The 13017-nt window shown below is 66.5% G+C and carries 16 protein-coding genes and 1 pseudogene; 10 read left to right on the forward strand and 7 right to left on the reverse strand.

All coding sequences use genetic code 11. The features are described 5' to 3' along the window. The first annotated feature begins 97 nt into the window (after window positions 1–97). The 4 genes and pseudogenes from LCG91_RS16140 (at window position 98) to LCG91_RS16155 (ending at window position 1510) form a co-directional block, all read left to right on the forward strand. Window positions 98–310, forward strand: coding sequence for an NAD(P)H-binding protein (locus tag LCG91_RS16140; RefSeq protein WP_224442022.1), 213 nt, complete (start codon window positions 98–100; stop codon window positions 308–310). Between the two features lie 63 nt (window positions 311–373). Further along, window positions 374–934, forward strand: a pseudogene (locus tag LCG91_RS16145) (NAD-dependent epimerase/dehydratase family protein); the annotation flags it as partial. A gap of 35 nt (window positions 935–969) precedes the next feature. Continuing rightward, on the forward strand, window positions 970–1209 hold the full coding sequence (locus LCG91_RS16150; protein ID WP_224442024.1) for an isochorismatase family protein: 240 nt from the start codon (window positions 970–972) through the stop codon (window positions 1207–1209). Beyond that, complete coding sequence (locus tag LCG91_RS16155; RefSeq protein WP_263480166.1) at window positions 1172–1510, forward strand: isochorismatase family protein; 339 nt, start codon at window positions 1172–1174, stop codon at window positions 1508–1510. The genes LCG91_RS16150 and LCG91_RS16155 overlap by 38 nt, the downstream gene beginning before the upstream one ends. Window positions 1511–2107: 597 nt before the next feature. On the opposite strand, the gene LCG91_RS16160 is transcribed toward LCG91_RS16155, so the two are convergent. Next, window positions 2108–2608 (reverse strand): hypothetical protein, encoded by a 501-nt coding sequence (locus LCG91_RS16160; protein ID WP_224442025.1) that lies wholly within the window; start codon window positions 2606–2608, stop codon window positions 2108–2110. A gap of 505 nt (window positions 2609–3113) precedes the next feature. Between LCG91_RS16160 and LCG91_RS16165 the strand changes: the two genes are divergently transcribed. From LCG91_RS16165 to LCG91_RS16175, 3 genes are read left to right on the forward strand one after another with little or no spacing between them, the layout of a single operon-like run. Next, window positions 3114–4223, forward strand: coding sequence for a fatty acid desaturase family protein (locus LCG91_RS16165; protein ID WP_224442026.1), 1110 nt, complete (start codon window positions 3114–3116; stop codon window positions 4221–4223). Window positions 4224–4264: 41 nt separating this feature from the next. Further along, window positions 4265–4432: a hypothetical protein gene (locus LCG91_RS16170; RefSeq protein ID WP_224442027.1), complete on the forward strand. Its 168-nt coding sequence runs from the start codon at window positions 4265–4267 to the stop codon at window positions 4430–4432. A 26-nt stretch (window positions 4433–4458) separates the two neighbouring features. Further along, the gene (locus tag LCG91_RS16175) at window positions 4459–5427 is read left to right on the forward strand and encodes a diacylglycerol/lipid kinase family protein (RefSeq protein ID WP_224442028.1); all 969 of its coding nucleotides are present in this window, start codon (window positions 4459–4461) and stop codon (window positions 5425–5427) included. A gap of 983 nt (window positions 5428–6410) precedes the next feature. Here LCG91_RS16175 and LCG91_RS16180 read toward each other — a convergent pair. The 5 genes from LCG91_RS16180 to LCG91_RS16200 all read right to left on the reverse strand — a co-directional run bounded on the left by LCG91_RS16180 (window position 6411) and on the right by LCG91_RS16200 (window position 8627). After that, window positions 6411–6560, reverse strand: a complete 150-nt coding sequence (locus LCG91_RS16180) for a hypothetical protein (RefSeq protein WP_224442029.1) — start codon at window positions 6558–6560, stop codon at window positions 6411–6413. A 5-nt stretch (window positions 6561–6565) separates the two neighbouring features. Next, entirely contained in the window at window positions 6566–6715 is a 150-nt protein-coding gene (locus tag LCG91_RS16185; RefSeq protein ID WP_224442030.1) for a hypothetical protein, read from the reverse strand. Window positions 6716–6837: 122 nt separating this feature from the next. Next, window positions 6838–7404, reverse strand: coding sequence for a MarR family winged helix-turn-helix transcriptional regulator (locus tag LCG91_RS16190; RefSeq protein WP_224442031.1), 567 nt, complete (start codon window positions 7402–7404; stop codon window positions 6838–6840). 690 nt (window positions 7405–8094) lie between these two features. Then, window positions 8095–8265: a hypothetical protein gene (locus tag LCG91_RS16195; RefSeq protein WP_224442032.1), complete on the reverse strand. Its 171-nt coding sequence runs from the start codon at window positions 8263–8265 to the stop codon at window positions 8095–8097. 53 nt (window positions 8266–8318) lie between these two features. Next, entirely contained in the window at window positions 8319–8627 is a 309-nt protein-coding gene (locus LCG91_RS16200) for a hypothetical protein (protein WP_224442033.1), read from the reverse strand. 453 nt (window positions 8628–9080) lie between these two features. Here LCG91_RS16200 and LCG91_RS16205 point away from each other — a divergent pair, with 453 nt between their 5' ends. Then, window positions 9081–9767 carry a hypothetical protein gene (locus tag LCG91_RS16205; protein WP_224442034.1) on the forward strand — a complete coding sequence of 229 codons (687 nt, stop codon included), beginning with the start codon at window positions 9081–9083 and terminating at the stop codon, window positions 9765–9767. A 74-nt stretch (window positions 9768–9841) separates the two neighbouring features. On the opposite strand, the gene LCG91_RS16210 is transcribed toward LCG91_RS16205, so the two are convergent. Further along, the gene (locus tag LCG91_RS16210; RefSeq protein ID WP_224442035.1) at window positions 9842–10195 is read right to left on the reverse strand and encodes a hypothetical protein; all 354 of its coding nucleotides are present in this window, start codon (window positions 10193–10195) and stop codon (window positions 9842–9844) included. An 85-nt stretch (window positions 10196–10280) separates the two neighbouring features. Here LCG91_RS16210 and LCG91_RS16215 point away from each other — a divergent pair, with 85 nt between their 5' ends. Both LCG91_RS16215 and LCG91_RS16220 read left to right on the forward strand, forming a co-directional pair. Then, window positions 10281–11240 (forward strand): AraC family transcriptional regulator, encoded by a 960-nt coding sequence (locus LCG91_RS16215; protein WP_224442036.1) that lies wholly within the window; start codon window positions 10281–10283, stop codon window positions 11238–11240. 431 nt (window positions 11241–11671) lie between these two features. Beyond that, on the forward strand, window positions 11672–12244 hold the full coding sequence (locus LCG91_RS16220; RefSeq protein ID WP_224442037.1) for a GntR family transcriptional regulator: 573 nt from the start codon (window positions 11672–11674) through the stop codon (window positions 12242–12244). Window positions 12245–13017 lie beyond the last annotated feature (773 nt).

A 13017-nucleotide genomic window follows, 5' to 3' on the forward strand; every position in this document is an offset into this window, starting at 1 on the left:
CTGTCCGTGCACGCGGCCGCTGGCGGGTTCCGGACGTCGCAGCCGGGCACCCCTGCCGGTGGCTGTCCCGTCCCGTCGGCCCTGCCACGATGGAACGGTGCGCATCCTCGTGGCCGGTGGTTCCGGTGTCCTCGCCCGTTCGGTCGTCCCCCTGCTCCTCGCAGCGGGGCACGACCTGACCCTGACGTCCCGCTCGGCGGAGAAGGTGCGACTGCTCGAACGTCCTGGCGTGAACACGACGGTGCTCGACGCGCTGGACCGTGACGGCACGATGGCGACGGTCGCGAGCGCGAAGCCGTCCTGCACCTGATGACGGACCTCGGCACGGGGAACTCGGCCAGCAACGCGCGGCTCCGGTTCGACGGGGACCCGGAATCTGGTCGATGCGGCACGAGAAGCCGGGGTGGACCGGATCGTCGCGCAGAGCATCTCGTGGGTCTACCCGCCCGGAACGGAACCGGCCACCGAGGCAAACCCGTTGGACATCGGCGCCGGGGAGCCCCGTCTGACGACGATCAACGCCGTGCGTGCGCTCGAGGTCGCCGTCCAGCAGGTCGACGCAGGGGTCGTGCTGCGGTTCGGTCAGCTGTACGGACCCGGGACCTGGTACTCGGCCGAGGGCCGGTTCGGCGAAGCCGCTCGTGCTGGTCTGCTCCCCGCGACCGAAACCGTGACCTCGTTCCTGCCCGTCGACGATACCGCGGCGGCTGTGGTCGCTGCAATCGGGTGGACGGCTGGCGTCCGAAACGTCGTGGATGACGAATCAGCATCCGGAACCGCTTGGGTTCCGGCGTTCTCCGCTGCTGTCGGCGGTGCGACCCCGCGTGTTGAGCAGACCGGTGACCTCGGGCGGCCGGTGTCGAACCGCCTGGCCCGCGAGTCGGGCTTCTCGCCTCGGCGGTCGAGCTGGCGGTCCGGCTTCGCCGACCTGTGACCGGGCCGCGCCCCGGCGGCCGCCATACTCGTGGGATGACCCGTGCTCTCGTCCTCGTCGACATCCAGCGTGACTACTTCCCGGGCGGAGCGTTCCCCCTTGTCGAGCCGGAAGCAGCGGCCACCGCAGCGCGCACGGTCCTCGAGGAGTTCCGTACGGCTGGTGAGCTCGTCGTGCATGTCTTCCACGTGAGCACCAATCCCGACGCCTCGTTCTTCCGCCCCGGGACGGCGGGGGGTGGGGTTCCATCCGTCGGTCGAACCGGCCGAGGGTGAGGTGATGCTCAAGAAGCACTTGCCGAACAGCTTCATCGACACCGGCCTGCAGGGCGTCCCCGAGGACGCCGACGTCACCGAGCTGGTGATCGTCGGCATGATGAGCAGCATGTGTATCGACTCCACCACCCGGGCTGCGCACGAGCTCGGGTACCGGAACACCGTGGTGTCTGACGCTTGCACGGCGCCCGACCTGCTGCACGGTGAGACGTTCGTCCCCGGCGCGACCGTGCACGCCGCGTTCATGGCCGCACTCGACGGCAGCTTCGCGACCGTGACGGGCAGCAGCTCCCTCAGCTGACCGGAAGGCTCCTCGATTTCGTCGTCCGGTGGCCCATCCGCTACCGGTCGGACGGGACACCGTCGAGCGCCGCCGCCACGCGCACCTTCGCGAAACCAAGTGCTATGTCAGCCGCAAGGAGGACCCAACCGAGTGAGTTGCCTCGGGCGAGGAGCCAGACGGCGCCAACGGTCGGAAACAAGCCCAGGAGCACCAGCGCTAGTGAGATCGCCGCTCAACGCAGGTTCCGAAGTTCAAGAGACGTGCGTACCCGTCAACTGAGCGGGGGTGCTTCTGGCGGCTGTAGGAGCGTGTATTGGTAGCCGTTGCGTGCCATCGGTCGGTGCAGGCGATGATGCGTGGCTGCCCAAATCCGCCCGTTGTACTGCAACCTTTCCGGGGCGGTTCCCCGGAGGGTCAGGGTGATGTCAGGACCGGCGGGCTCTTGGAGGACGAGGGTCCGCAGCACTCCTGCGGGGTCGAGCGTGATGTGAGTTGCTGAGTCCAACATGGTGTTCTTCTCGATCTCTGCGGTCAGCCGGTTGATGCCAGCGCACGGGGGCGAAGGCAGGTCGACCGATCGGCGTCCCGTGCTGTGTCGGCGGTGAGCATGACTGCTCACGGCGCCTCAGACCTGCGTTCTGCAAGGCTGTCTGGTGCGCCGCCCGCCGCATCGTCGGAGGTGTCGGGGGTGAAGTGGATTCGTTCGGCAGCGCGGGTGATGTTTTGGGCGCGAGCGATCTGAGCATCTTGCGCGGTCTGCGCATCAGCACGTGACTGCCGCATGGCCAACAGGGCATCGGTGCTGATCTCCTGGACCAGGTTCGCGATGGCGGTGGCGAGACCGCGTTCGAGCTGGCCGAGATTGGTGTTGCCGATGATCAAGCGCCGATCGTGGACGGCCAGGGTCACATCCCGGTAGCCGACACGCTCCAGCGAGTGGTGACTCCCTGAGCCTTCCAACGCTGCAATCTCCTGCGGGTTGGGTCGTCGGTTGAAGACGGCGGGAACGTCGTAGAACCGTTCGGCTGCGTCGGTGCCAAGAGACGCAGGGAGGCCGGACGCAACGACACTCGCCAGTGCGAGGTGCTGGTCTGCAGTGGTGGATGAGCCGGTCATGGTGACTGCTTCCGTCGACGGTGGTGATCGCCAGGGTGCGTGCGCCGCTGCGAGCATCGTGGTCGGAACCGTCTGACGGGAGTCTCCTCCTCGCCGTTGGTGACGGCGTGCAGGTTCCGAACAGCCGTGACCAGGGACCCCTTCTTTGCTCATCATCCGGGTACGAGGAGGGTGGTGACATGAGGACACGACTGCAAGCACGCGGGCGTTGGGGCTGGCCCGACGCCGCGCTCGAGGGGCACTCGATCGGTCGGGTCCGGCCGCAGCGAGACGGGTTCCGATCGCTGGCGCATCAGCAGGACGGTGTCGTCCGACTGCTCGGCCTGTTCGACAGCAGGAGCCGCGCGCTCCTCGCCGTGGAAATGGCAAACAGCGGCTGCACGGCATTCCCAGCCGAACATTCACGGGTGGAACGCATCCGGAGGCTGTAGCGTTGCACCAAGCGCGGATGCGTCAACTCTCCGGACCGGTCGAAGGATCGCTCACCACAGAAGGTCGGTCCTCGATGACGACCACCCCGCTTGCTCCCGGTTTCACCCGGACCCGACCCGGTCCGGGCAGCCGCAACGGTACGTCCACCTACTCCGCGCTCCTGGCGCAGGTGAAGGAGAACGGCCTGCTCCGTCGGCGCACCGGTTTCTACTGGTCCCTGTTCGGCAGCCTGGTCGCGGGTCTCGCGCTGGCCTGGGTGGCGTTCGCGTTCCTCGGTGACTCGTGGTTCCAGCTGATCGTCGCGGGAGCGCTCGGGGTCATCTTCACCCAGTTCGCGTTCCTGTCGCACGAGGCCGCGCACCGTCAGGTGTTCGCGTCGCAAAAGTGGAACGACCACGCGGGCCGGTGGCTCGGCACGTTCCTGGTGGGCTTGAGCTACTCGTGGTGGATGAACAAGCACACCCGCCACCACGGCAACCCGAACACCGTCGGGAAGGACCCCGACATCGCGCCCGACGGCATCCGCTTCCTGCCCGAGGACGCCGCCGCGACGAAGGGCCCGCTGATGCGGACCTTCCTGCGTTTCCAGGGGTGGCTGTTCTTCCCGCTGCTCACGCTCGAGGGGCTGAACCTGCACCGGTACGCCGTGACGTCGATCGTGACGGGCTCCGGGACGAAGGCCGATGCACGGCACCGGTGGCTCGAGGGCGGCATGCTCGTCGCCCGGTTCGGCATCTACCTGACGGTCGTGTTCTGGTTCCTGCCGTTCGGGATGGCGTGCGCGTTCCTCGGTGTGCAGCTGGCCGTGTTCGGCGTGATGATGGGCGCCTCGTTCGCCCCGAACCACAAGGGCATGCCGACGATCGCGCACGGCGCCAAGGTCGACTTCTTCTCCCGACAGGTCCGGACCTCGCGGAACATCCGCGGTGGCTGGTGGGTCTCCTTCCTGATGGGCGGCCTGAACTACCAGGTCGAGCACCACCTGTTCCCGTCGATGCCGCGTCCTGCGCTGAAGCAGGCCCGTCTGCTGGTGCGGGACCACTGCGAGACGCTCGACGTGCCGTACACCGAGACGACGCTGCTGCGGTCGTACGGCATCGTCGTCCGCTACCTGAACCGGGTCGGTCTCGCCGCACGCGACCCCTTCGCCTGCCCGATGGTCGCCGAGCTCCGCATCCACTGACCCCACTCTCGCTCTTCCCACCTCCGACAGGAAGCATCACCATGAAGACCGTCATCGTCCTCCTCACCCTCTGGGTCATCCTCGCGATCGTCGGCTTCGCACTGAAGGGCCTGCTCTGGCTCGCGATCATCGGCATCGTCCTGTTCGTCGGGACCCTGATCTTCGGCGCAGTCCGCCGTGCCGGACGCAAGGCCAGGCGCGTCAACTGAACCCGGCAACACCCTCACTCGCATCCGTGCGCACTGCCGCGGTCGTCCTCAACCCGACCAAGACCGACCAACATCGACTGCAGGGGGTACTCGACGCGGCTGCCGTCCGGCACGGGTGGGGATCGACGCGCTGGTACCCGACAGCGGCTGGCGACGGCGGCCGCGCCGCCGCACGAGCAGCCGCCGGCAGCGCCCCCGACGTCATCCTCGCCGTCGGCGGCGACGGAACACTGCGAATCGTCGCGGAAGAACTCCGGGGCACCGGAATCCCCGTCGCAGTTCTCCCGACCGGCACCGGGAACCTCTTCGCCCGCAACCTTGGCCTGCCCCGCAACGACGTCGACGCGGTCATTGACACTGTCTTCACCGGCACCGATCGGCGGATCGATCTGGGGCTTGCGGAGCTGACCCACGCCGATCATTCGACAAGCGAACACGTGTTCCTCGTCATGGCGGGCATCGGACTCGACGCGAGCATGGCGGCCGACACTAACGCCTGGGTCAAGAAGCGCTTCGGCTGGGTGGCGTACTCCGACCCCATCGCCCGGTCCGTGATTGGCAACCGTCAGATCCCCATCCGCTACAGGCTGGACAACGGCCCAGCACGCTCGATGCGGGCGCACACGATCATCGTCGGCAACTGCGGCACCCTCACCGCCGGCGTCCTGCTTCTGCCGCGCGCGGAACCCGATGACGGCATCCTTGACGCTGTCGCGTTCCGGCCCAACGGCTGGTTTGGGTGGACCAAAATCGGCTACACCCTCACCCTCAACCGGTTCTTCGCCCGCACCGGCTTCGGGCGTGTGCTCGCCAAGGTCCTTCCACGATCACGTGCACTCCCCACCACCCGGGCACGGAACCTCCGCCTCGACCTGGACGCACCGGAACGCGTTCAGCTCGACGGCGACCCATTCGGAACGGTCCGATCGGTGACTCTCACTACCCACCACTGCGGCCTCACTCTCCGCACATCACCGCGACTCGGCGCTCGGTAGCCGCGCAGGTAGTCCCGAGACCCAGAGCAGACAGCCCGCGCTCCCCTCCGCGCGAAACGTTTGCCGGAACGTCGAGTCCGTACTTGGCTGCCTGCCACTCACAAGTGTTCGCCCTGTCATGGTGCCATCCGGGATATACCGGCTCACCCACCCTCGCTGACAGCGGCGCGTCCTGTTGGAAAGCGGCGCCCACGCCCGGGAAAGCTGGACACCAGGCGCCGCTCGAGTGCCGTCGTGCGATCAGAGAGCACGACGGAGCTCTTCTCCGGCAACCAGCCGAAGCTTCTTCAGTATGGGCACCCAACGAGCATGGGTCTGTCCTCATTTGAGCCGTCTTGGACGAACCCTCCCGTGCGGGCAGAGTTGGAGATGCGTGATCAGTTCGGGTCTGCTTACGCAACTTGGAGGACCGGCTGTTGCGCAGAGCCGGTCCTTCACACGTTGCGGCGGCAGCCAGCGCAGCGGCATCGACAGGTCAGTCGTCTGTGAAGTCTCCTGCAGCTTCACCGGCCGACGTCAGCGCAAGATCGCCCCTGCAGGAGCCCCACGCCGCCGCACCTCGGGGCGTGCCGAAGCGTCGGGGGTAATCCGAGGAACGCTGCCCGTGGCTGAATGCGCGGCCTCGCCGCTATGCAAGCCCCTTGGCAACAGTGGACCAATCCTCGATTACTGCTCTGGATCGGGTGTATGTTCCCGGCAACTCGGTTTGAGCATGCTCCTGGGCCAGGGGCCGCCCATAGCGGGGTTCCGCGGCGGCACTGTCGGCTCAGCGGGTCGGCGGTGCCGCCGTCCATCGATTGAGCTCCTGGTGAAGCCAAGACGATCCAGGGCGACGGAGGTGGCCCGCTGTCTGCGCGGAACGCCGCCATTGCAGGGTAAGCAGACGGCCCCCGCCGGTACTCCGGTGGGGGCCGCGCTATGCGCCGACAGAAACTGTCAACGGGGCAGGACAAGCATCGGACGCTCGTACCTGGGGTCTGGGTTCAGGCTGCGCGGAAGAAGTCGCCGTAGGACGGCTCCGGTGGGGTGTTGCCGTTGGTGCGGGTATAGACCAGCGCGTCGATCTCGGCGGGGTGACGCATGCCGCGGCGGTGCCACTCATGCGGGTGCTCCTGCAGATTCGTCAGTGTCATCGCGCTCACGCTCCGACCGTGACGACGACCGCCGCAGCAGCGGCGACGGTGACCGCGAGGATGCCGAAGCTGGTCGCGAGGGCGGCCAGCAGGCGTGCGCGTGCTGCTGCTCGCACCTCCGAGAACTGCGAGTGCGTTGCGTTGATCGTGCTCATTGCCGGCCCTTCCCGTGTCCGCTGTCCGACGCTCCATGGCGTCGGGATCAGCATGCGGCAAGGAACCTAGTTTGTCTAACTACTAGTGTTGATGCGTTCGCATCGTGGATACCGGGGTGTCATCAGCGTCCCGGATGCGACGCCGGCGCCGAGGTCGCAGTGGGGCGCGCGTCATCTGCTCGGAGTTCAGCGCTGGTGTCGTCGGCGTGCATGGCGTCGATCATCTCGGTGAAGAAGCCACTCATCTCCTCGACCGTCTGTGGGGAGAGCCGGTCGGCGGCGGCGATCATCCGGGCATGTACGTCCGTGAGGGTGGTGCGGACCTCCTCGTCGGTGTGCCCGGTCGCGGTCAGGAGCACCCCGCGACCATCGGAGGGGTCCGGGTGACGCTGGACATGGCCGGATGCGACAAGCCGCTTCACGACTGCCGTCGTGGACGCGGACGTGATGCCCAGGTGTGCGGCCAGCTCGGAGGAGTTGACCTGCTCGCCGCGCTCACCGGCGCGGAGGAGGTAGCGAATGGCTTCCATGTCGGTCTGGTTCATCCGCATGCTCTTGCGGGTCCGCTGCCGCATCTCGACCTCGGCGGAGCGGTACTGCCGCATCAGGTTCAACAGCTGAATGCCGGAGCGGGAAGCACGGTCTGGGTACCAATACCCGGACTCGTCGTACGTCTGCTCGTGCATCATGAACACCCACCTCACGGGATCAAGCCCGAAGAATACCGAGAGCCCCCAGCAAAACGGGGTACACGCGGGGCTGCCTTGTCGACCAAGCCCTACCGTCGGTCGAGCTATCCACGCTTGCCCGACCGCGGAATCCGGATCTCTGTTTTCGGTTTGACAGCGATGTCGTGCGCTTTGCCAGACCCAACGGCGTCGTAGTGCGAGGGCGTCGGCTGCAAGACCGGAACTCGCACCCGATGTCCTTGCAGCACGCACCGAGTCACTCTGGAGCGGCTTGGGCTGCTTAGCCACGAAGCGTCATGTGACGGCCGCAACCTGCGCCGCGATTGGCTCGAACGATGTGCGGATGGCTACTTTTCGTCCATGCCCGCCACAGACTCCTGCCCATCGGTCTGGTGGCGATACCGCTGCGAGCTGCCGCGCGATCACGACGGATTTCACCAGGCCATCACCACGACCACATCCGCGGAGTGGAATGACACCGCAGCGCGGCGCGGCTTCCCCGAACCGCGCCACTCGAATCCACCATCAGGTGCGTAACGCCCCGATGCTTATCCGGTCGCTTTGCCCCTGATACTGACCTACGGGCTGGTCAGAGGTCCTGTCCGAGATTTCTCCAGCAGGACAGAAGATCGGGTCACTGTGCCCGAGCCCGGAACGGGCCAACACCCCGTTTATTCGAGCCCACGCTATTCAGGAGTCGCCAGGAAGCTCGAGATCGTACTTCGCGGCGATCTGCGCACGAGCCTGCTCCCGTGTCAGGCTGCCATCGAGCACGCATCGCGCCCGCGCAAATGCGTCGGCATCGACGCTGATCCCGTGCGCGCGAAGTGCACCTTCCAGGATGGTCAACTGATCGTCCACGCGATGCTGACGCTCACTCGGCACTAGCTGCTGGTTGTTTCCACCGTCGGAGGTCACATCGTCGACCGGGACGGTGCAACAGCTCCCGCCGCGAGAACCGCGACGATGCGGGCGCGCAACTCGGCAACGAATGCCCGCTCCTCGGCTTCCAGCACATCATCCGGCGCCGGTTCACTCATCAGCGCGATTCCTGGCGCCAGCAGCATCCGCGACGATGAGGGCAGCCCGCTGAAGTCGGTTGTCGGAACGGTCACGACGTCGCTGAGCCGGCTTTGACTGAGTGCTGCAGCGTACGCAAGGACCACGTCCGCAACGGAATCGCTGACGAGAACGGAGGTATACCCGTAGGTGAGGTGCTGCACGGTGATCCTGACCAGCCAGTGGCTGCGCCGGAGGCTCCGGTATAGCTGACTGCACTGCACTGTAGGCCGCGGCACCTGAACCGCTGTCATCGATGAGCCGCCGCGTAACGCTCCTGCACGCCCGGACCATGGGCAACACCTGTAGAGGTCGGCTTTGGCGGGTGCCTCAGCGCTGTTCTGGCTGGGCTCTCGTCCGGCGGCGGTAGTCGAGCGCTGATCTTGCGGTGTCGCTGCGAACCGCGACTCGCCCACAACACCATGTATGTTCCACCGGCCGGTCAACGTGCGGGGTACATCGACCAAACCAGTCGCGCATGTGCACCGAATACCGTGCAACACCAGCCGCGAAATGCGGTGTTCCTGCAGCCACATGCTGCTTCGCAAGCTCCGTTTCGGAGCTGCTTTGTCGTGCCCACAGCACTGGCCGGCAGCCGACAACAGATTGGTACCCCCATGCGCAAGTCAATGAAGACCTCGATCACCCTCGCCACCACCGGCGCCCTCGTCCTCGGTGGTGCCGCGTTCGGCATCAGCTCGGCGAACGCCGCGACCCCGAACGTGCAGACGGTGTCGTCCTCGTCCGAGGCGTCGAAGATCCCCGCCCCGGTCGCATCCGTGCCGGACGTCCTCGGCGGCGACACCTCCGTCGCGCTCGACAGCAGCTTCACCGACGCGCTGACCTCGCTGGGTCTGACCCCGGGCGTCTCGGGCAACGCGAAGCTCGAAAACGGCGCCGTGTCGTTCCCGATCACCGCCGGCTCGGTCACCTACTGGAGCCCGGACGGCAACTACCGCCCCTACGTGCAGGGCCTGCTGAACCACAACGGTTCCGGTCTGACCCTCAAGGCCGGCGACACCACGGTCACGCTCGAGAACTTCGTCGTGAACCCGGGCTCGTCCAAGCTCTACGGTGACGTCCTCGTCAACGGCGAGGTCGCCGCGTCGAACGCCTACCTGTTCGAGCTCTGGGGCGGTTCGCTCAAGCCGCTGCAGCTCGAGGGTGACAACGCCATCCTGACCGGCACCACCGTCCACATCTCCGAGGACGCTGCTGGCCTGCTGAACAAGACCTTCAGCACCGACGCCGTCAAGCGCGGCATGCTCGTCGGCACCGCCACGATCACCGCACAGATCAAGTAACACCGGCACACGACGCGAAGGCGCCGCCCCCGACCACGGGGACGGCGCCTTCCGCCGTTTCATGGGACTGCGCCTTAAGAGGTAGGCGGATCCGTCCGGAGCCGCTTGGCCGCGGGTTCCTGCGAGTGCGCGGATGCTGCATCGAGGAAGCGGCCACCACCGACGGCGCCGGTGCGCCGGGTGAGCTCGTTGACGAGGTCGTCGTCTTCCGGCTCGAGCTCGTCGTCAGGAGCGACCTCGATCAACACCTGCGATGCCGGCCCAAGCAGCAGCTCCGTCGTCGTTGCGTAGCCTGCCTCGTCGAAGGTGGGGACTTCGACGATGTCCGTTGATCCGTTCTCGCCGAGTGCTGCCGCGTAAGCCAGCACCGCTTCAGCGATCGCGTCGCCGGTCGTGATCTTGGTCTCGCCGTACACCACGCTCTTCATCTGACCAGCCAATGCTCGGCAGGCTGAGTCCGCTCCCACTGCGCCTGATGTCGGTGGCGCATGTGACCATCGGAATCGTATGTCTATGGACGAGTCCATCCCAGTACGGCGCGATCATCATGGCACCAATGTTGATGAAGCGATCGCCTTCTACGAGCAGGTCCACTCCAGCCAGGATCTGCACGTCGGCCGTGCCACCCGCGACGGGTTCTCCTGGCGGTACCGGCTTGTCGGGGATAACGACCTGCTCGTTGGCACCTCAGCAGTAGCCGCGACACGGTGGGGAACAATCGGGCAGGGCCAGCACTACGTCCTGGCATGGGCAACGTCTCCAGGGATCACCCTCGACCCGGACTCCCGGGACGCTATCGAGATGGCGCCGCACGTGCCCGTGCTATACCCGGCACGCGACTTCTCCGTTGCGGCACTGCCATCGACACAGCACTTCATCCGCTTCGACACCACGTTTCTCGAGTCAGTCGCCGCGGCAACACACGGCACCATCCCGGCGGCGCTACAGTTCCGCAGCACGACGACCAATGAGGCGGTCGCGCAACTCCGGGCAGTCATCGCCTCGGCTGCACCGGAGCTACTGCAGACCGGGGTGAGCGCCGACGAGCGCCGGCGATTGAACATGCTGGTCGCCGACGCCACCATCGAGGCGTTCCGTATCGTGCCGGCGTCCGAGGTGGCGGTGAACGCTGGCCCACGCTCGCTCCGGTTCGCGCAGGAGTGGATGATCGCCCACGCACGAGAGCCGATCACCTCGATCGATGTCAGCCGCGCAACCGGTATCGCTGCCCGCAGCCTGCAAGCCGCGTTCCAACGCCACACCAACGCGACACCGATGGAGTTTCTGCGACAGGTGCGGTTGCACCGCAGTCGAGCAGACCTCGTCCGCAGCACCCCGTCCGACTCCACCGTCGCTGCCATCGCGCAGGCCTGGGGCTTCCAACATCTCGGTCGGTTCTCGAAGTACTACGCGGACGCGTTCGGTGAACTCCCGTCCGAAACGCTGCGCGCTCCCACGACTAGGCGTCGTTGACCCCGAGCGCAGACCGACCCCGTGCTGCATCAGCGCGTGCGCCCGCGGTGGCTGTGACAGCGGGGCGCGCCGTTGCGTCCCGCTGCCACGGTCCGGACAGTAGAACCTGCCTGCTGCATTCCGACTCAGCAGCGAAAGGACGGGCTGCAACCCGAATGCAGACCGTCCGCTCTCCACCTAGAGCTACAAGCGTGCACCCAATGCACGTTCGGAGCAGGCATGGTGCCGGCTGTCCCGGCGCAACCGGGAGCGGTCACTGCCGGTCGGGTGCGACACCGGCACCACAAACGCTGTTGTACACGACAACGCCGCCTCGACGCTGCTGTCTACCCACAGTCTGGAGGCAGCCGCAGCTCAGGTAGCCCGGAATGCGCGTTCATGCGATAGACGAATGGTAGACACAACATCCGTACCTAGTATACGGTGTTTGCATGCCTGTGCCGAAGCCGAAAGTCGCTGCGCAACCGCGGCAGCTGTTGCGCGACGTCGTGTACCAGCAACTCCGCACCGCGATCCTCAAGGGAACGCTGGAGCCCGGCGAGCGACTCAATGACGACGAGCTCACTGCGTGGCTCGGTGTTTCTCGAACACCGGTGCGTGAGGCGATCGCACGCCTCGCAAGCGAGGGCCTGGTTGAGATGGCCGCGAACCGTTACACGCGGGTCTCCTCGCTTTCTGGCCTTGCGCACGCCGAAGCCGCGGCGCTGCTGGCAGCACTGCAGCAGTTGGCATTGGCGCACGCCGAGGATGCACCGCAGAGAGTCCGCTCGGCCGCCCACACCACCGCGGAAGGGCTCGCCGACCGCATCATCGAGCAGGACCTGGCTGCCTATCGACAGGTGAACGACGCTGCCGGTGCGCTGGTCGCGGGGCTCGGCAACGGGCTTTTGACTGACACCGAGATCGCCGCCCGCAGCCGGGTCAGCTTCCATGCGGCGGCCGACGATGCTGCCATCGATTGGGGTGCGGCCGGCACTCTCGCAGCAGCCGTATCGCGTCTGTAAGCGAGCGCGGATAGACCGAGGGGCATCATTGCTGCCGCGGAACGCGAGCACGGTCAGCGGCGCTCAGGCCGGGCTGTCACGAGACTGACAGCCCGGCTCTTTCGCGCCCGCACTTCCATCAATCAAGGCCCTGTCCTGACTGCAGCGCCGTGCGGGCGTCGGGACGGGCAGCAGAAACCCCGAGCGGTGCCTCACGGCCGGCGAGGGAGCACCGGACGAGAGCGTTGTTATCCGCGACCAGGAGCAAACCGACGGCGTTGTAGTGGTGGGTGCGGCGGAGCCGGTCGTCGACGAGCGCGACGCAGCACCGATGAGCCAGTTCACGCGCCATCTCGTTGACTCATCCCCTTCCGGCCGCGTGCTGCCTCGTGGTGGTCTCAGCATCTTCGCGCGCTGCGATCTACCCTGTCGGCATGGGGGCATCTCTCGCTGTGTAGTCAGCACGTGCTGACTTTTGAACCGGCTTGGCCGTGCTCTCGCGGATCCGACCCAAGCCCGCATCCTGCTCCGGCTTCTAAAAGAGCCCAGCTACGATGCCGCATCCTCGGAGGCGCCGCACACAGGTTTGAGGGAGGCCCGACAGCGGTCGTGTCCAGGCGACTCAGCGGTCACGGGGCTGGTCGTCGTGCGGATTACGATTGTGCAGCCATCGCGTTCGGCGCCGAAGTCGGACCGGCCGCATAGGGTCATGGAGAGCGGGAGGAACTGGGATGCTGCAAGATCGGCGACAACGCGAACATGACGCATGCCGGACCGTCGCCGCCCTGGATCCT

Origin of the sequence: Curtobacterium sp. TXMA1 (genome assembly GCF_020162095.1) — a bacterium.
Lineage (GTDB): Bacteria > Actinomycetota > Actinomycetes > Actinomycetales > Microbacteriaceae > Curtobacterium.